The sequence below is a fragment of the Psychromonas sp. SP041 genome (assembly GCF_000470315.2).
Taxonomy (GTDB): domain Bacteria; phylum Pseudomonadota; class Gammaproteobacteria; order Enterobacterales; family Psychromonadaceae; genus Psychromonas.
In genome coordinates this window covers 136,515-156,127 of the sequence record NZ_CBRF02000006.1, presented here as the reverse complement: position 1 = coordinate 156,127, position 19,613 = coordinate 136,515, and the positions used below count along the sequence as shown (strand labels likewise).

Annotated in this window: 9 protein-coding genes; 2 read left to right on the top strand and 7 right to left on the bottom strand. The window is 36.3% G+C overall.

The annotated features are described in order from the left end of the window. Nucleotides 1-90: 90 nt before the first annotated feature. The 3 genes from SP041_RS05260 to rpmE form a co-directional block, all read right to left on the bottom strand. Nucleotides 91-4,656, bottom strand: a complete 4,566-nt coding sequence (locus tag SP041_RS05260; RefSeq protein WP_025563500.1) for a biotin carboxylase N-terminal domain-containing protein — start codon at nucleotides 4,654-4,656, stop codon at nucleotides 91-93. A gap of 233 nt (nucleotides 4,657-4,889) precedes the next feature. Next, nucleotides 4,890-6,131 carry a malic enzyme-like NAD(P)-binding protein gene (locus tag SP041_RS05255; protein WP_025563501.1) on the bottom strand — a complete coding sequence of 414 codons (1,242 nt, stop codon included), beginning with the start codon at nucleotides 6,129-6,131 and terminating at the stop codon, nucleotides 4,890-4,892. Between the two features lie 235 nt (nucleotides 6,132-6,366). Further along, the gene (rpmE, locus tag SP041_RS05250) at nucleotides 6,367-6,582 is read right to left on the bottom strand and encodes a 50S ribosomal protein L31 (RefSeq protein ID WP_025563502.1); all 216 of its coding nucleotides are present in this window, start codon (nucleotides 6,580-6,582) and stop codon (nucleotides 6,367-6,369) included. Between the two features lie 364 nt (nucleotides 6,583-6,946). Here rpmE and priA point away from each other — a divergent pair, with 364 nt between their 5' ends. Further along, a complete protein-coding gene (gene priA, locus SP041_RS05245) occupies nucleotides 6,947-9,181 on the top strand; it encodes a primosomal protein N' (protein WP_025563503.1) in 2,235 nt (744 codons plus the stop codon). A gap of 223 nt (nucleotides 9,182-9,404) precedes the next feature. Here priA and relA read toward each other — a convergent pair whose 3' ends face one another. Together relA and rlmD are read right to left on the bottom strand one after the other, a co-directional pair. Further along, complete coding sequence (relA, locus tag SP041_RS05240) at nucleotides 9,405-11,618, bottom strand: GTP diphosphokinase (protein WP_025563504.1); 2,214 nt, start codon at nucleotides 11,616-11,618, stop codon at nucleotides 9,405-9,407. A 288-nt stretch (nucleotides 11,619-11,906) separates the two neighbouring features. Beyond that, nucleotides 11,907-13,244 carry a 23S rRNA (uracil(1939)-C(5))-methyltransferase RlmD gene (rlmD, locus tag SP041_RS05235; protein ID WP_025563505.1) on the bottom strand — a complete coding sequence of 446 codons (1,338 nt, stop codon included), beginning with the start codon at nucleotides 13,242-13,244 and terminating at the stop codon, nucleotides 11,907-11,909. A gap of 115 nt (nucleotides 13,245-13,359) precedes the next feature. On the opposite strand from rlmD, the gene barA reads away from it, so the two are divergent. Continuing rightward, nucleotides 13,360-16,137, top strand: a complete 2,778-nt coding sequence (gene barA / locus SP041_RS05230; RefSeq protein ID WP_025563506.1) for a two-component sensor histidine kinase BarA — start codon at nucleotides 13,360-13,362, stop codon at nucleotides 16,135-16,137. Between the two features lie 339 nt (nucleotides 16,138-16,476). On the opposite strand, the gene SP041_RS05225 is transcribed toward barA, so the two are convergent. Continuing rightward, nucleotides 16,477-17,586, bottom strand: coding sequence for a mechanosensitive ion channel family protein (locus SP041_RS05225; RefSeq protein ID WP_025563507.1), 1,110 nt, complete (start codon nucleotides 17,584-17,586; stop codon nucleotides 16,477-16,479). A gap of 768 nt (nucleotides 17,587-18,354) precedes the next feature. Continuing rightward, complete coding sequence (locus tag SP041_RS05220; RefSeq protein ID WP_025563508.1) at nucleotides 18,355-19,218, bottom strand: mechanosensitive ion channel domain-containing protein; 864 nt, start codon at nucleotides 19,216-19,218, stop codon at nucleotides 18,355-18,357. Nucleotides 19,219-19,613: the final 395 nt, after the last annotated feature.

Here is a 19,613-nt window from a genome sequence, read left to right as displayed (position 1 = left end):
ATAAACAAATGCCTATTCAACCATCATATACTTTATTAGGCACAAAAAAAAGCCAGTCAATAGACTGGCTTTTTCGTATACATTATAACGTTATAAAGGCGTTATAATGTATAACAAGTCGCCGCTTGATACTTGCTGACCATTCGTATTAATGATGCGTTCAACACGGAATTTAGTCTTCGCATCATAAAGTACTGCGTCTTTACGATTGAAGCTTCCTAGCGTGATTGGAGAGAACATTTTCATTGCTTCCATCAAACCTAATGTTTGTTCAACATTAACAATGTCACCTTCTAATACAAAGTCAGGCTCTGCAGGTGAAGAAGCACGATAGAAAATACCAGCACTTTGAGCAATAACTTTTAACTCGTTACTACCATCGACCTGAATAGACTCTGCAACACCTTCAATACCAGAAGCCGCTGAAGCTTCCATTTCATCGATCATCACTTGTTGGTCAAGTGTTGCCATGAACTTAGGCAGGTAAGTTGTGTCGTATACGCCGTTTAAGAACGTTTCATCTTTTAAGATACGTTGCAATAAAGGAATATTAGTCGCAATTCCTTTAATGCTCACTTTATCTAAGAAAGCTAATAGCTTCTTAACAGTATCGTTACGGTCTTTACCATGACAAATAAACTGCCCTACTAAACTATCGTAATATGGAGAAACTTCTTTACCAGTTGCAATCATTGAAATAACTTCAACGTCATCTTGTTCAGGAATAATGCACTCAGCCACTTTACCAGGGTAAGGTAATAACTGCATGATACCATCAGCATCTAAGCCTGCTTTTTCAGCCGTAACACGGACTTCAATAGCATAACCTTTCTTCTGAGGTTTCAAGTCTGAAATGTCACCACCCGATGCAATATCGTATTGTGCTTTAACAATATCAATACATGATGTTGCTTCAGTTACTGGGTGCTCTACTTGTAAACGCGTATTCATTTCCATGAAGTAGATGTCATCTGCATCTAAGTCATAGATAAATTCAACCGTACCAGCGCCCATATAATCAACAGCGTCAGCGAGTGCAGCAGTATGTTTCAACGCTTCTTTTTCTAATCTTTCTGGCAACATAGTTGATGCAGACTCTTCAACTACTTTTTGGTTATTACGTTGAACAGAACAATCACGAATACCTAATACTTTAGTATTACCAAATTTATCACGTAATAATTGCACTTCAATATGACGTAGAGAGGTAATGTATTTCTCTAAGTACAAGTCACCGTTACCAAATGCACTACGTGCTTCAGCAGAAACTTGATTAAAGCCAGCAAACATATCTTCAGCTTTTTCAATCACTAAGATACCTTTACCGCCACCGCCATTTACCGCTTTAAGCAACACAGGGTAACCCATGTTGTTTGCGATATCTAACGCTTGCTCTGCACCACTTAAAATACCGTGAGAACCAGGTACAACGGGTACACCGTTATCTTGTGCTGTTTTAATCGCATTTGATTTATTACCCATAGTCAACATGCTGTTCATGCTTGGACCAACAAAGTTAACTTTGTGGCTGATACATAAATCGGCAAAATGAGGACTTTCAGATAAGAAACCGATACCTGGGTGTAATGCATCAACTTGCTCATATTCAGCAACTTTTAATACAGAACTCGCATTCAAGTAACTTTCATCAGATGTGTTACCACCTAAACAAACCAGTTTATCGCCTTCACCTAACATATCTGCAGGTACTGATGTCATATCAGGGTCTGACGCAACTAATACCACATTGATATCATTCTGTTTCGCAATACGAATCAGTTTAACCGCAGTACAACCACGAGCATGGATTAATACTTTCTTAACCGGATGCATTAATTGACGAGGGTCAGATTTAGACACGTTATCATCAGAAAGATTACAAACAGGGACAAAGCCAGATAGAGCACGTTGAATTGTTTCTTCAACTGTCACAACAGGCATTGGCATGTTTTCATCAATTTCACGTAACTTATCATTCAAATCATCAGAGAATGGGTTGATAACCAAGCCATCCATTGCACCAGGTACACGTGATAAGTAGTTAGATAATGTAGACGTTGATGGTAAATATGCAGGTACAACCATTTGCCCAGCAAATGGCATATTAGTACCTGATAGGTAATAAGTTTGTGCCATAGGATGCGTTACAAAACTTGCTTGTGCACCACCAGTACAGTCACCGTAACCAAACATAACAACCGGTAAATCATTATCACGAATAAAACGTGTAATTCGGTCATTAACAACAGACATTGAGAAGAGTGCAGCAGCACCTTCTTTGGTTTGCATACCACCAGAACTAATGAAAGCAACAACCGGTAAATGTTGTTTTGCACATTTAACTAATAGCGCACAGAATTTTTCTGCACTTGCCATGTCAAACGCACCGGCTTGGAAAGATAAGTTAGAAACAGCAACACCAACACGTTGGACTTCACCACTTTCTAATTTAAATTCGCCAGTACCCGTAATTAAACCACATGGTTTGATATTTTTATCTAATGCATCTTCAACAGATAAACGAAAACCAGGGAATTCTAGTAGGTTAGCTGTCATTAAGTCTGCTTTAGACTCTTTAAAGTTTGCAAAAAACTTATCAATAATAGCTTGATGAGAATTATTCTTTTTACTTTTTTCTGAACGTAATACAGCTTGAATCAATAGATCCTGGTAGCCCATTGTTAAACGGTTCCAGAAATCTTTACGACGACCGATTCGAACTGGGTTAATAGCACCGTTGTAAGAACTTTCATTATCACGGCTGTTGTAATACTCAGGTAATAATTTTTCGAACAAGTAAGTCAATATTACAAATAAACTAGAGTTCATTTGCGGTGCACCAATACTCTTCCACTCTTCAACTTTCGCTAGGATTTCACCACGCTCAGCTTGTTCAGTGAAGTATTGTAACCATGCATTAAACGTTACTTTTAATTGTTCGTAATCGTCATCACTTACTTTACTTAGTGCCGCTTTTAATGAGCTACGCACTAATGAAGATACAGACTCACGAGAAAGTTCTTTCGTTGCCATTGCTTCTTTTGCAATAGACGCTAAGTTACCCATCGTATTATCGTATAAGGCATTAAATACAAGCATATGACGACAATGAACAATAAAGCACTCACGCGTTTCTACATGTGAAACCACATCAATAATATTAAGTTCAGCTAGAACAGGCCACTCTTCAGTCAACGGTACTGCTTTCTCATTTTCTAAATGTTTAATAAGAGAATGGAAGTTATTTTCAGCACTTGTTTTCCAGCGGTTATATAGAGACCAAGTTAGATTGATCATTAGCGTGCTACGCGCATTATCGTAGTTTGCTTTTGGCTCACCTAAAATAAGTTTGGTTAATGCATTACGTTCAACGCCTTTATCTTCGCGTTTTTGTAAAAATGTCTTCCAATTTTTATTTAACGTATCGTCATAAATTAACTTATCTGGATTTTCTAACCAGTTTAAGAATACTTGTTTACGGTCAGCTTCAACACGTGCTTTTAAATCACCTTGTGGAACAGTTAATTTAGATAGACGGCCATATTCGTTCTTTTGAATTGCTTTAATACGTGAACGTAATGTTAAATAACGCATGTAACGGTAAGTCGTACCGAATGCATTATTATGAGATGTTGGATTTTTAGCTAATAAACGTGCTTCATTTGCATTTTCAATCGCAGTCAATTTGATTGAAGGCTCAAGGTAACGAGATAAGCTACGGTTATAATGTTCTAGAATATCTGGATATTTACGTACAAATTCAACTGATTTTGATTCGATAGATAAAATACCAGAAATAATCGCTTTTTGAAGGTTATGCTGACGCTCATCTTGGTCAACAGGTGAGTAATCAACGATACCGTCGATACACCCCATTTCAAGTAGCTCTTCAGGTGAAACGCCTACAGACTGAGCACATTCCTGCCAAGACAAGTTGTACTTACGAGCAATACTTTGCAAACCTTTTGGCTGAATAGTATTAAAAATACCATCACGAACAGATAATAAAATATTAGCTGTCGCTAGAGGGATTGCACCACCAGAATAACCAACACCCACTACTATACCGATAGTAGGAACATCAACATTGGCACTTTCAGTGATCATTTGAGAGATACTGTGTGCTTGATTTTGGCTATTAGCTTCTTCGCCCGCATCCGCTCCCGGTGTGTCAATTAAATACACAATAGGTAACGACATATCCGCAAACTTACGGATTGCTTTGCTTGCAGCTAAGTGATGCTCAGGCATCCAAGCACCATTATTTGAACTACGTTCTTGTGCAATTATACCAATACGACGGCTGTAGCCACCAAAGTCTAATTCCATTTCAGCAGAGTAAAAAGCACCGTTTGATTGCTGTGTTACGATTTTACCGTTAAAGCCTTCAATAATACTTTTAGAGCCAGGACGTTTATTACTTTCAGCTGGCGTTACTGTGCGCGCAATGTATGCATCAACATCTAGCTTTTTAATCGTCGCTAGATTCGATTTAACTCGCTGACTTTCAATAAGACCTTCTACACCATCTGTATTTGACGGTAATGAATTATCTGGAAATAAAGAAAAGTCTTTTGCGATATGCTCAGCATGAATAAATAGCGGATCTGCAATATTATTCACTTCAAACTGAGAAGATGAAGGTTTTCCTGTCATATAATTACCCTTACAAGAAAGTGATGGAAAAAATAAATGTCGTAATTTACAACTTATTAGCATTTGATTCCACTATTGAAGTCTAATCAATATAAATCATTTACTAATAAATTGTATATTGTGAAGCCTGAGCCAATAATAGCCCATTAATGGCGCTATTCTGTTCTATTAAGATAAAAAAAACAACAAATAGAAACAACACTATTAACTTATGAGACGGATCTTATAACATTTTATAACATATAATTATCTGGCAATTCAATTTGAGCAACACCCGTTTCAACTGCGGCACGTGCAACTGCACCAGCAATGCTTTTTAACAAACGAGGATCCATTGGTTTAGGAATTATATAATTTTTACCGAATGATAAGGCTTTACTGCCACTTGCCGTTAATACTTCTTGCGGCACTTCTTGCTTAGCAATTTCACGAATCGCATTAACCGCCGCCACTTTCATTTCATCATTGATATCTGTTGCTCGCACATCTAAAGCGCCACGGAAAATAAATGGGAAACATAAAACGTTATTAACTTGGTTAGGGTAATCACTACGTCCAGTCGCCATAATAAGATCATCACGAACAGAATGAGCTAACTCAGGTTTGATTTCAGGGTCTGGATTTGAACAAGCAAAGATAACCGGGTTTGGTGCCATTAATTTAACATCTTCAGCTCCTAGAACATTCGGACCTGACACACCAACAAACACATCGGCACCACAGATAACATCTTGCAAAGTACGTTGATCAGTATTGTTTGCAAAACGTTGCTTATATTCATTAATATCATCACGACGAGTATGAATGACGCCTTTACGATCAAGCATGTAGATTTTTTCGCGTAATGCCCCACATTTAATTAATAACTCCATACAAGCAATGGCCGCAGCACCCGCACCCATACACACTATTTTAACATCTTCAATACTTTTACCTTGGATGTCTAACGCATTGAGCATCGCCGCTGCGGTTACAATAGCAGTACCGTGTTGGTCATCATGAAAAACAGGAATACTACAGCGCTGCTTTAATTCTTTTTCTATGATGAAACATTCTGGTGCTTTGATATCTTCAAGGTTAATACCACCGAATGTGTCTGCAATATTAGCAACCGTATTAATAAATTCTTCTGGCGTACGGTGTTTTACTTCAATATCTATCGCATCAAGATTAGCAAATCGTTTAAATAATAATGCTTTACCTTCCATTACCGGTTTAGACGCTAATGGACCTAAATTACCTAGTCCTAAAATAGCAGTACCGTTTGTAATAACCGCAACTAAATTACCTTTAGCTGTATATTTATAGACATCATTTGGGTTCGCAGCAATTTCTCTCACTGGCTCAGCAACACCTGGACTATAAGCTAATGATAAGTCGTCTGCTGTTTCAGCGGAAGTAGTTAACTCGATGCTTATTTTTCCTGGTTTAGGAAATGCATGATAATCAAGGGCTTGTTGGCGTTTGTCTGACATTTATAAATTCCATTATAGTAAATTAAGTAATTTAAATTATTTTTAAAAAGTAAAGTGTGATGATAGTAAAATATTGATCATAATCACAGAGCTAATTCATATTATAACGTACAAGTTAACAAAGATAATATATTGCTCTTAATGAGCCTTTTTAGCGTAAAGACACGTTAAATACTCAAATTTTAGACACAAAAAAAGCACCCTAAGGTGCTTTTTAAAAAACGTGGTAGTTATCTTATTTAGAAGATAAAGCACCGAAACGTTTTTTGAACTTGTCAATACGACCGCCAGTATCAACAACACGTTGAGTACCAGTGTAGAATGGGTGACAAGCTGAACAGATATCTAAAGTTAACTCTTCTTTACCAAGCGTAGAACCAACTTTAATAACGTTACCACATGAACAAGTTGCAGTAACTAATTTGTATTCTGGGTGAATTTCTTTTCTCATTGGGAAAACCTCTATTTAGGCCGTGTCGCTGCTCAGCTTGAATGAATTATTTCATTCAACAAAGTACCACACGTATTTATCATTGTATTACAGGTTGCGGATTGTATAGTAACGAATAATAAAAGTACAACTTAAAATAACTAAAATTTAACACTTTATTACGGAGATAAAAAACAGGTTATAAATGGCTACCAAGCAAGGCATAGGTACCTTTGGATCAGCAAACTACTTTATGTTTTATCTACTATATAAATCAATAAGATCAATGTAAAAGAACAAAATATAAGACTTAAACAGAACCGCATAACTAAACAGGTTATAATACAACTTCATTCTATACTTTATCATTTAAAACACATCAACTATGACTAAACCAATAATTTGCAGAGTAGCATTAGCTATTCCTTTACATAGACAATTTGACTACTTACTTGCGGCACATCTTTGTCCAAAAGATCCAAACTCACTGGTTGGTTGTCGTGTATTAGTCCCTTTTGGTGGCGGTCCGCGTAAACAAATTGGTGTGATCACGGCAACACCAGAAGAATCTGATTATGCGATTGATAAATTAAAGTCCGTATCACAATTATTAGACCAGCAACCTTTATTGAGTTCAGGCTTATATAAGCTATTAAATTGGGCTGCCATATATTATCAACACCCTTTTGGTGATGTATTCCAGCAAGCTATCCCAACTTTATTGCGAAAAGGTAAAGCGGCGACCTTTAAAACACAAGAGTATTGGAAACTAGTTCAAGAAGATGTCAACCTTGACCAATTAGCTCGTGCTAAAAAACAATGTCATGCTGCAACATTATTGCAAGGCTCCCCAATCGCTTATGAACAGTTAAAAAGCCAAGGGGTAACGCGTGCAACCTTAAATAGCCTACAAGAAAAAAAACTGGTTGAGCATTACGAACAAATGCCAGAAACCAATTTAACGTGGCCACATGACATACGAGAGTTACAAGAAAAACCTAATTTAAGTACTGAGCAAGCGATCGCGGTGACAACGGTAACGCAACAATTAAATAAATTTAAATGCTACTTATTAGAAGGTATTACTGGCAGCGGTAAAACAGAAGTTTACTTAAATATTCTGAAAGCAGTCTTAGAGCAAGGACAACAAGCCTTAATTATCGTACCTGAAATTGGCCTCACACCACAAACTATCAAACGATTTAAAGCGCGTTTTAATGTGCCTATTTATTTAAAACACTCAGCATTGAATGAACAACAACAGTTAGAAACTTGGTTACATGCACAACAAGGTAGTGCTGCTATTATTATTGGTACTCGTAGTGCCATTTTTAGTGACTTTAAAAACCTAGGCTTAATTATTTTGGATGAAGAGCATGATGCCTCTTTTAAACAGCAAGATAGTTTTCGTTATCATGCACGTGACTTCGCAATAAAACGCGCTTCAGAACAAAACATCCCTATCTTATTAGGCTCAGCTACCCCTGCTTTTGAGTCTCTTAATAATGCATTATCCGGTCGTTATCAGCATTTATTTTTAACGCATCGAGCTGGTAATGCAAAGCCGCCTAGAAATGATTTAATTAATCTTACTGGGTTGCCCCTTAAGTCGGGGTTGTCCCCACAATTAATTGAATTAATGCAGCAACATTTAGCAAAAAACAATCAAGTTATTTTGTTTTTAAACCGTCGAGGTTATGCGCCTGTTTTAATGTGTCATGAATGTGGATGGTTAGTAAAATGTGAACGTTGTGATGCGTTTTATACTTACCATAAAAGTGCTAATTATTTGCACTGTCATCATTGCATGGCAACACACCCAGTTCCAGAACAATGCCATGATTGTGGTTCTACTAATTTGCACTCTACCGGTGTTGGAACAGAGCAGCTTGAAGAAACATTAAATCAGTTATTTCCCGATCACCCAACAGTCCGAATTGACCGAGACAATACGCGTAAAAAAGATAGCTTCAATAATTATCTTGATGATATTAATAGTGGCAAATATAAAATTTTACTCGGAACACAAATGCTCGCTAAAGGGCACCATTTCCCTGATGTGACATTGGTGGCTTTAGTCGATGTGGACGGTGCACTTTTTAGTAATGACTTCCGGGCAAGTGAGCGATTAGGACAGTTATTTACACAAGTGGCAGGGAGAGCAGGACGAGCAGAGAAAAAAGGCCAAGTAGTTTTACAAACTTTTCATCCAGAACACAACCTATTACAAGAACTAGTCAATAATGGCTATGGAGACTTTTCTCGAACGGCATTACAGGAAAGAAGAATGGCACAACTGCCGCCTTTTTCTTATCAAGCACTCATTAGAGCTGAATCTTTAAATGCAACACAAGCAGAAAACTTCCTGAGGCTGTGTAAGCAAACCTTAAATCAAATCGCAGATAATAATAAAGTCAGCGACCGATTATTAATATTAGGCCCTATTGCCGCTTCAATGGAAAGAAGAGCAGGAAAATATCGCTTTCAATTATTGCTACAGAGTGAACAAAGAGTACTGATAACAAAAACATTAAACATCGCATTAGCTCACTTTGAAAAGTTACCTGAAGGTAGAAAAGTACGCTGGTCAATTGATGTTGACCCTATAGATTTTGTTTAATCATAAACAGTGGTATTGAGTTTATTGATGAAAGCATATTGATTAAACATATTAGCTTAAAGTCATTAACCAACATCAGATTATCTAAAAATAGATCAACTAAAAATAGATTATCTAAAAACAAAAAAAGCCTAATAATCACATTGAGATGAATTATTAGGCTTTTTTATATGTTTAAAACTTTCCTAAATGGACGGTATTAATGCCTTTAGTATGACATTAACTAAAGTCGACGAGCGTCAGACACATCTTTTAATTGCTTCAATTTAACTAAAAGCTTATTGATCTCTTTGTTATTTTGAACCTCTAAAGACAAATCAATAGTCGCCGTTAACGTCTTCGTATTGGTTTGGCTATTAACCCCTAAAAGGTTTACTTTTTCATTGGATAATACGGTTGTAATATCTTTCAATAAGCCATTTCGGTCATCTGCGATTAAACGTAACGTTAATGTATAACCCGATGATTGAGAATCCCCCCAGTTTGCATTAATAATACGTTCTGGATGTGCTTCTTCTAAATCCGCTAATTGTTCACAGTTTTTTCTATGAATTGAAATGCCACGCCCTTGCGTAATATATCCAACAATACCTTCACCAGGCACTGGCTGACAACATCTTGCAATGTTATGCATTAAATTACCTACACCATCAATAATAATGTCTTTGCCTGTATTTTTAGGCGTCATTTGTATTTTACGGTTTTGTAATTCTAATAATGCAGCAGCGTCTTGTTGTTCTAATGTTTGTTGATGATAAAAACCATCTAAAAAGTGAACAAGTTGATTAAGACGTAAATCACCATTACCAATTCCCGCATAGATATCATCTGTTGTGCCGACATTGAAACGCGTAATAGCAGGTGTGATATCAGTTAACTTCAAATCAATTTTAACAAGCTCAGTTTCTAGTAACTCTCGACCTGCAACAATATTTTTATCGCGATCTTGTTTTCTAAACCAAGTGGCCACTTTATGTCGCGCTCTTGGCGCATTGATATAACCCAGTTGTGGGTTTAACCAATCTCGACTTGGGTTAGGCTCTTTTTGAGTCAGAATTTCAATTTGATCACCGGTTTTCAATTGATATGTAAAAGGAACAATATGATTTGCTACTTTCGCTCCAATACAACGGTGTCCAATCAGACTATGAATATAATAAGCAAAATCAAGTGGTGTAGAACCTGCAGGTAAATCGATCACTTCACCTTTAGGTGTAAAGACATAAACTCGATCATTAAATACTTGGCTACGGATTTCTTCGACTAAGTCGTCTCCGTCGGTCATATCTTCTTGCCAAGCAAGCAACTTACGTAACCACGCGATTTTCTCTTCGTAGTTACTAGCTGATTTACCACCAGCACTGCCTTCTTTATATTTCCAATGCGCTGCGACCCCCATTTCTGAGTCTTCATGCATTTGTTGAGTCCGTATTTGTACTTCAACAGGCTTGCCACTGTCACCTAATACAACGGTATGGATAGATTGGTAACCATTAGGCTTGGGGTTGGCAATATAGTCATCGAATTCGCGAGGAATATGACGCCATTTAGTATGTATTGCACCTAATGCCGCATAACAATCTTGCAGCTTTTCAACCACAACACGCACAGCTCGCACATCATATAGCTCATCAAACTGCAGATCTTTTTTCTGCATTTTTCGATAGATACTATAAATATGCTTAGGGCGCCCATAAGCAGTCCCTTCAATGTTCATTTCAGCGAGTGATGATTTGACGGTTTCAACAAAATCTTGAATATAGTTTTCGCGGTCAATACGTTTTTCATCAAGCTGTTTAGCTATGTTTTTATAGGTCTCTGCTTGTAGGTAACGAAAAGAAAGGTCTTCTAACTCCCATTTTAACTGCCCTATTCCTAGACGGTTTGCTAATGGTGCATAGATAGTTGAGATTTCATGGGCCAGTTTTACTTTAGTGTCTTCATCAGCAATTTTAACTTGGCGCAGGTAACATATTCGTTCAGCCAGTTTAATAACCACTGCACGTACATCTTCAACCATTGCTAATAACATGTGTCGTAAGTTATCAACTTGAGATTCAGCGTTTTGTTTGTTGCCACGGCTTTGTAAGGCTCTAATACCTTCCATTTCCATTGCGCCTTTTGCCAATTTAGCAATACGCTTTGGCCATAACTCATCAACTTTTTCAGTACTTAAAACATCTTGAGCGAGCAGAGGGAAAATTAATGCAGCATTTAATGTGTCCATGTCCATATTCAAAGTAACGAGGATCTCAACCATTTCACAACCTAACTGCAATGCAATTATCTGTTGTTCAGAGTCACACAACTCACTCACTTTATTATAGTTTTCGAATAAGTTACTTTGATCTTGTTTACTTAAACCAAATGTTGTCACCCACTTGTCTGGGGCATTTAATGCACTTTGGTAAAAATGTGTATCACGAACTGAAACCATCTAACTCTCCAAAAAAAGTAGCTGAATATTTAAGTTGGAAGTAAAAATTAACGCTTATAGCATGATGTTTAAATACCTGGTCATCACCTTTAAAAGGGAAAATATAGACGTTATCCCTTCTGACTTAATTCACATGAAGCCATTCTATTTTATAGAGTGCTTCCAATTAATTTATATTTGAATCGCCAACTAAAAATCATTTAATCAAAAAACTAATAATACTTAAAATTATTAACTTATAAAGCCATTGTCTCTTTATTATTGTGACAATGGCGTTTTAAACGTTGATTATTTTTTAGTAAATAATGCCATTGACTCCATATGTGCTGTTTGTGGGAACATATCAATCAAACCTAATTTAGCTAATGTATAACCTTGCTCTAATAGTAATGCACTATCTCTTGCTAATGTCACAGGATCACATGAAACATATACAATATGACTTGGCTTTTTATTGGCGACAAACGCCATACACTCAGCAGCACCCGCTCGAGCAGGATCGAGTAGTATTTTATCGTAACGTTGTTGTGCCCAATCTGCTTTTAATTCATTCAAGTCACTTAAATCTGCTTGATAAAAGGCAACATTCGTTAAATGACAATGCAAAGCATTCTGTGCACCACGGTCGACCATTTTTTGAATGCCTTCAACAGCAACAACTTGTTTAACATTTTTAGCAATCGGTAAGGTGAAATTGCCTAAGCCACAAAACAAATCTAAGACATGATCCGTATTTTTTAGTTCAAGCCAATTAATCGCTTGTTGAACCATTTGTTTATTAATGTCTGCATTTACCTGTAAGAAATCATCAATATTAAATTCAAACTCACAATCTTGTTCTGCTAACGAATAGGTCAACTTATGTTGTTCTGTTAAGCATTGAATGTCAGTCGGACTGCTTTGTGCATAAAAATGCAATTGATGCTCTGCAGAAAAGGCAATGATTAATGCAATATCTTGATCTGATAATGGTTTTAAATGGCGTAATAACACTGCAACCGTATTATCCGCTTCAACCAATTCGATATGACCTAATGCCATTTTACCCTGTAGCTGATTTAACAACGCTTTAAGAGGAAAAATTAATTGTGACAATGCAGGTTTTAAGACAGGGCATTTTTGTTGATTAATGAGCTCATTACTTGCCGAACGACGAAACCCCATTTGTACTTTCTTGGTTTTTTTATCATACATCACACCAAAACGAGCACAACGACGATAACCCCAGGCATCAGATTTTAATGTTGCTTCTAATTGTGTTGGCTTATGTTTTGCGAAACGTTCAAACAACGTCATAAGGCCCGTTTGTTTTATTTCAATTTGACTAGCCTGTTCAACATGCTGTAAATGGCAACCACCACATTCTTGATAATGCTCGCAATTTGGCTCAATGCGTAGGTCACTCTTTTGCTGTATTGCCAGAATACTGGCTTTTTTATAACGTTTTTTATCTTCATCGATAGAAACGTCAACAATTTCACCAACTAAACCACCTTCTACAAACATTGGCTTATTTTGATGGAATAACATCCCTCTGCCCTGATGATCGAGCTTATCAATCTGGCAATGTTTAATTATCTTGTTATTTTGCTTATTTGTGCGCGATGCTTTGAAGAACTGGGCCATAAATATTTCACAGGTGAAGTAAGCTATGCCATGATAGCGGTTACGTTTATCGGAACGCTATTGTCACACAAAAAATACAAGCATTCATTACTCCATTGAAATTAGATTTTACCTTATGACTAAATACGGCCTACGCGCACAAGTTATTGCCTACACTGTACTACCGACTGTCCTTATCGGTGGTATTTTAGCAGGTTACTTTTCATTCCATCGCTTTCAACAAGCCGATGAGTTTTTAATTGATCGGGCATTGAACATTGCAGATGCGCTATCCATTGCCAGTGAATATGGTATGCAGGATGAGACCAGAACTATTCTGCGTCGATTAATTGGGACCACTCATCGAAAAAATAGCCCTATGATCAAAAGTATTGCTATTTTTACTGCTGATAATAAATTATTTGTTATCAGTAATTATCATCGTGATTATCAAAAGTTGCGTTTAGATAAAGACCAACCCATACCCGACTTACCGCAAATCACGACTTTAGATGACAGTATTATTATCCATAGTCCGATTATTGATGAAACAAACTTTTTAGAGTATCAGTTAACATTCGATCAACCCCGTAAGGTGGTCGGTTATGTAGCACTGGAAATAAATAGAGATCAGATTGAGCTGTTACTGTATCGCGATGCCGCTTTCTCTTTGTTAGTGGTATTGTTAGGTATTATAGGCAGTTTATATTTGGCCTTTAAACATGCTAAGCGCATTACGGCACCTATTTCAGACATGGCATCCGTCGTTGAAAAAATCAGTTTAGGTCGTTTGAACTCTCGTGTTGAGGGCGAATACACAGGTGAAATTGGTTTACTGCAGCACGGTATTAATGAAATGGCATTAGCCATGTCCAAGCACCATGAAGAGATGCAAGAAAGTATTGATTTAGCGACCAGTGAATTACGTGAAACACTCGATCAAATGGAAGTACAAAACATTGAGTTAGACATTACGCGTAAAGAAGCACAGCAAGCGGCTTCCGTTAAATCTGAATTCTTAGCGAATATGAGTCATGAGTTACGTACTCCGTTAAATGGCGTTATTGGTTTTGCAAGACAGCTATTAAAAACGCAAATGTCTAATAACCAAATGGATTATTTACAAACTATCGAGCGTTCAGCGGGTAATCTGCTGAATATCATTAATGACATTCTCGACTTTTCTAAGCTAGAAGCCGGTAAATTAGATCTTGAGCATATTCCTTTCGAAATCCGTGAGTCGATTGATGAAACAATGCATTTATTAGCGCACAGTGCACACGAGAAAAATATTGAATTAAGCTTGATGGTTGATGAAGATGTACCACAAGAGTTAATTGGTGATGCCATGCGTCTACAGCAGATCTTAACCAACCTAGTGGGTAATGCGATAAAATTTACTGAGCAAGGTAACATAGAAGTTAAGATACAACGCACTGAACAAGAAAATGATACCGATAAAGGCATCAAACTTAAATTCATCATCTCAGATACTGGTATTGGTATATCAGAAGCACAACAAGAGCAGCTATTCAAAGCCTTTGGACAAGCAGATAGCAGCATTACTCGCCAGTATGGCGGTACCGGTTTAGGGCTCGTTATTACGCAAAAACTAGTCAATGAAATGAAAGGTAGTATTGACTTAGTCTCTACACCTAATGCAGGTTCTACTTTCTGGTTTACTGTCGCCATCGAAAGGTGTACCCGTATACCGCTCGCTTCACTTCCATTAGAAAGATTATCTAATCGTACCGTCTTAGCTTACGAGTCAAATGAATATGCAGTACGCGCTTGCTCTCAATTATTAATGCAATGGAAAACCAATGCTACGATTACTGAAACTGATATTCAATGGCAAAAAGCGCTGTGTAAACGTTATGACAGTATTGTCATTGGGCATAGTAACAACACTAATATTACCCCACTTTTAACCCATATAGAACAGGCAAAAGAATATACTGACAATATCATTGTATTGCTTAACTGTAGTGACCCAAGTATTTATGAACAATTAATGGAAACGGGTATAACGCATTGTTTGAACAAGCCTGTTAACCATAAAAACTTTGCTAATGCTTTAGTATCAAATGAAACGACACCAACCAGATTGCAAATTTCAATGCCAATACAACGTAAAGATATCAATGTAATGGCGGTGGATGATAATAGAGCCAACTTAAAACTTATCTCTGCAATGTTAACCGATAGAGTTCATAGAGTAACAACCTGTAAGAATGGTAAAGAAGCCGTTGAGCAGGCAAAAGCGACGCCTTTTGATATTATATTTATGGATATACAAATGCCTATTTTAGATGGAGTCAGTGCTTGTGCCCAAATTAAACAGGACTCGCTCAATCAAGAAAGTCCTATCATTGCAGTAACCGCTCATGTACTCCCTGGTGAAAAAGAGCAGTTCTTACAGAAAGGGATGGATGACTGCTTAGCAAAACCGATTGATGAACTCGCATTACAAGCCATTATTGATAAATGGGCACCAAATGCACAAATAATGGAGGCCGCTCCTCAAGAAGAAATAGCGAAGCTCCCTCATAAAAAAATACCAGTGATCGTAAAAAAATCTTTTGATTGGGAATTGGCATTACAACAATCAGCCGGCAAGAGTGATTTAGCGAAAGAGATGTTGAGTATGCTATTAGAAGAGTTTGACGATATTAGAAAAATAGCAAATAGTGCGATTAATGGTGATATTGATAGTGAACAATTTGCAAAAGCAATCCATAAATTTCATGGTGGTTGTAGTTATAGCGGCGTCCCTAAATTAAAAAATATCGCAGGCTTAATTGAAAAAGAGATCAAAAATGTGGTCAACCCAGACTTGTTAGAACCTGAACTATTGGAACTATTAGATGAGCTGGATAATGTAGAAAAAGAAGCAAAGACTTATTTAGTATAAAAAATCTATCTTGCTCTGATAATTGAAAATTAAAGATCGCGATGAGTTTTAATAAGTAGTTAACCTCAATTCTGATTAATGAAAGCAGGATTATATTTAAAATCATAAGGTTATTTTTTACTATACAGTGTTGTATCACTTTGCTTATCCAGAACTGAGGTTAGTTAGATAATTTTAAGCACCATAAATGCAATTAGCTGTAATTTATAAAAGGTAATTAATGTTCTGTATTAAATGCCTATATAAATAAACTATATGGCACTGATAAAAAATAAAGGCCTATCAATGATAGGCCCTCGCTTTACTACTTTTTGAAATAACAAAGGTATCACTTACCTATTATTTAATACTGTCAGAGCTCTCTAATAAGTTTCTATGGTCATCCTTATCCATGTGCAATTGACGGGTAGGAAATGCGAACTCAGCGCCATACTCAATCACTATATGGGCTACTTTTAATAATACATCCTGTTTCACTTCATGGAATAAAATCCAGTTAGTTGTTTTAGTGAAAGTATAGATAAAAAAGTCTAAAGATGAATTATTAAATAAATCAAAGTTAACAATCAAAGTCTGTGACTGATCGATATCAGGATGATTTTGTAACATCTCTCTAACCGCTTTTATAATATGCTCAACTTGTTGAATATCTTTATAACGCAGGCCAAAGTCTTCTTTAATACGTCGATTAGTCATACGAGATGGATTCTCTACCACAATGGTTGTAAATAAACTATTTGGCACGTAAATAGGACGTTTATCAAAAGTACGAATACGCGTCACACGCCAACCTATTTCCTCTACAGTCCCTTCGATTGACTTATCAGGACTACGGATCCAATCACCCACTTTAAAAGGTTTATCCATATAAACCATGGTTGCACCGAATAGGTTTGATAATAAATCCTTAGCCGCCATACCAACAATTAACCCCCCCATACCACCGAATGCAAGCACACCAGAAATACTTACCCCTAAGGTTTGAATAATGGATAAGGTAATAATGGTAATAATGGATAGTTTTGCTAATTTAGATAATGCAGTAACCGTCGTTGTATCTTTTGCATCATCAGCGATATAAGTATGTTCCGCTTTATAAACTAAACGCCAAAAGACCCAACCAATCAAAAATAAAATAGCTACTTTTTGAACTGCTGGTAAATAATCAGAAATGGCAAACTCTTCACTTTCCGCGATCACTCTCATTGACATTGATGTCCCCATCAACACAATGACCCAGTTAATCGGCTTATTGACGGCATAAAATACAATATCGTCCCAACTATTTAGTGTTTTGGCGATCATGTTTTCTGCTTTTCTTGCAAAATAACGCCAAACTAATTGAAGTAAAAGTGTGATAAATAACATCAGAGCGAAATTAGCGACCCAATTTCCAATATTTAATGTAAGTAGCCAATCACTTACATAAATTTCAGCTTGTTCAAACATATAAATCCTTAGGGTAAAACGAAGACGTTAAGATAATAGCAACTGATGATACTCATAAAATACTAAAAGCTAAACCAGTTACAACTACTAAACAATTGATAAGTAGAGTCAATAAAACAACATGAACGAACAAAAGTTCAGTATAAGCAATAAAAAACACTTATTATAGCAAGTAATATTACACTTTTTGCTATTAAGTAACCGTCATTAAACTCTAAAAAACGATCAATTCAATTCGAATAATACCGATGTATTAAATAAGTAATCTAAATTTTACGTAGGAAAAATGACTTAGTTTAAGGCGTAAATTGAGCCTTTCGAAGATTAACTTCGTTAATCGTCTATCGGAGAATTAACCAAAGGATGTTAACTTTTTAATGGTTGCTCCCTTTACGAAATTTACAACGAAGAAATAAGTTATTTTAACAAGTAAAATGGATCAGTTAATTAGTGTGATTGGTATAATTATCGATTAAAGTAGAAAAAATGTCTTATTATTAAAAGTCGCTTAACTCTCTATTTAATATTCCATTAAGCCCAGCCGAAAATAACATCATATACTTAGCCCCCACCAATAAATGTAACCAAAAGGCAAAATAGATAAATATAAAAAGAAAAATTTACACTAGGAAGGTCAATGATAATAATTGATAAACTGAGTTTATTTAAGGCATCAAATTTAAAGGTAGATTGGAAAGTAATAACACTATAACCATTAAAGCTAATCGTTCAAATAGAGTCGCTTTAATGGTTTAAGGAAATAAAACTTTATTTACGATGCACATCCATTTGTGGATAAGGTATTTTAATGTTTTCACTATCTAGCGCAATTTTAATACTTTCAGTTAGCGCAAATCGTACAGACCAATAATCATCTGATTTGACCCAAGGTCGAACCACAAGGTTCACGCTTGAACTTGCCAACTCAGACACCGCTATTTGTGTGCTAGGTTCAGTTAATACTTTATCATTCGCTGATACTGCGGCCTCTAAAACGTGTTTAACATGTTTCAAATCAGATTGATAACTGACTCTTATAATGAGATCAATACGACGTACAGGCTTACGAGAGACATTCACAATATTACTTTTTAAAATCGCAGCATTGGGTACAACGATATGTTTATTATCACCTGTCCTTAATATGCAATGAAATAATTGAATTGATTCAACTGTCCCAGCAGTTCCTGCTGCCTCAATAAAGTTTCCTATTTTAAAAGGGCGTAAAGTGACTAATAAAATACCCGCAGCAAAATTAGATAAGGCCCCTTTTAAGGCTAAGCCGACTACAAGTCCTGCTGCAGCAAGAATAGCCACAAATGAAGCAGTTTGAATACCTAAATGCCCTCCCCCTGCAATAAATGTCATTGCAATCAGCGTATAACGCGCAATAGCAGAAAGGAAATCGACAATAGTTTTATCAACGTTCTTCTTGGTTAATATACGCGATAAAAGGTTAGATAGTGTTCGCGCAATATATAAACCAATAACAATGATTAATATCGCCACAACAAAGTTCACGATATAACTTATTATCAGTTCATTATGATCACGCCCCCAACCAATAAGCTGCTGAAGAAAAGGAGTTTCTACTATTGAAGTGCTTGTCACTTCTGTATTTTCTAATGACATGTTAATTCCTAATATGCCGATTTAATAATTAAAGTTGATTAAAAAAATAACCAGTTTGAAGTTCATTAAGAAAGACGACTCAATGATGAATTCAGTCATTATATTCATCCGAACGTATTTATTAATGCTTTATCGATTAATTAAATAATCTGTTACAACCTTCCTTTTTTACAACCTTCTTTTTACAAAGTAAGGTTTACAAGGTTGCCCTCACAACATTGTTTTTACTACATACCTTTACAGAGATTAGTAACGTAAAACACACAGTTTAAATAAACAATACAGCGGCTATTTATTGAACTGACTACCTGATAAATAAAGTGTATTAATAATACCAACTCCATTAAATAAGTGTTCTAAATGTTACGCAGGAAAAATGACTTACTCTAAGACAT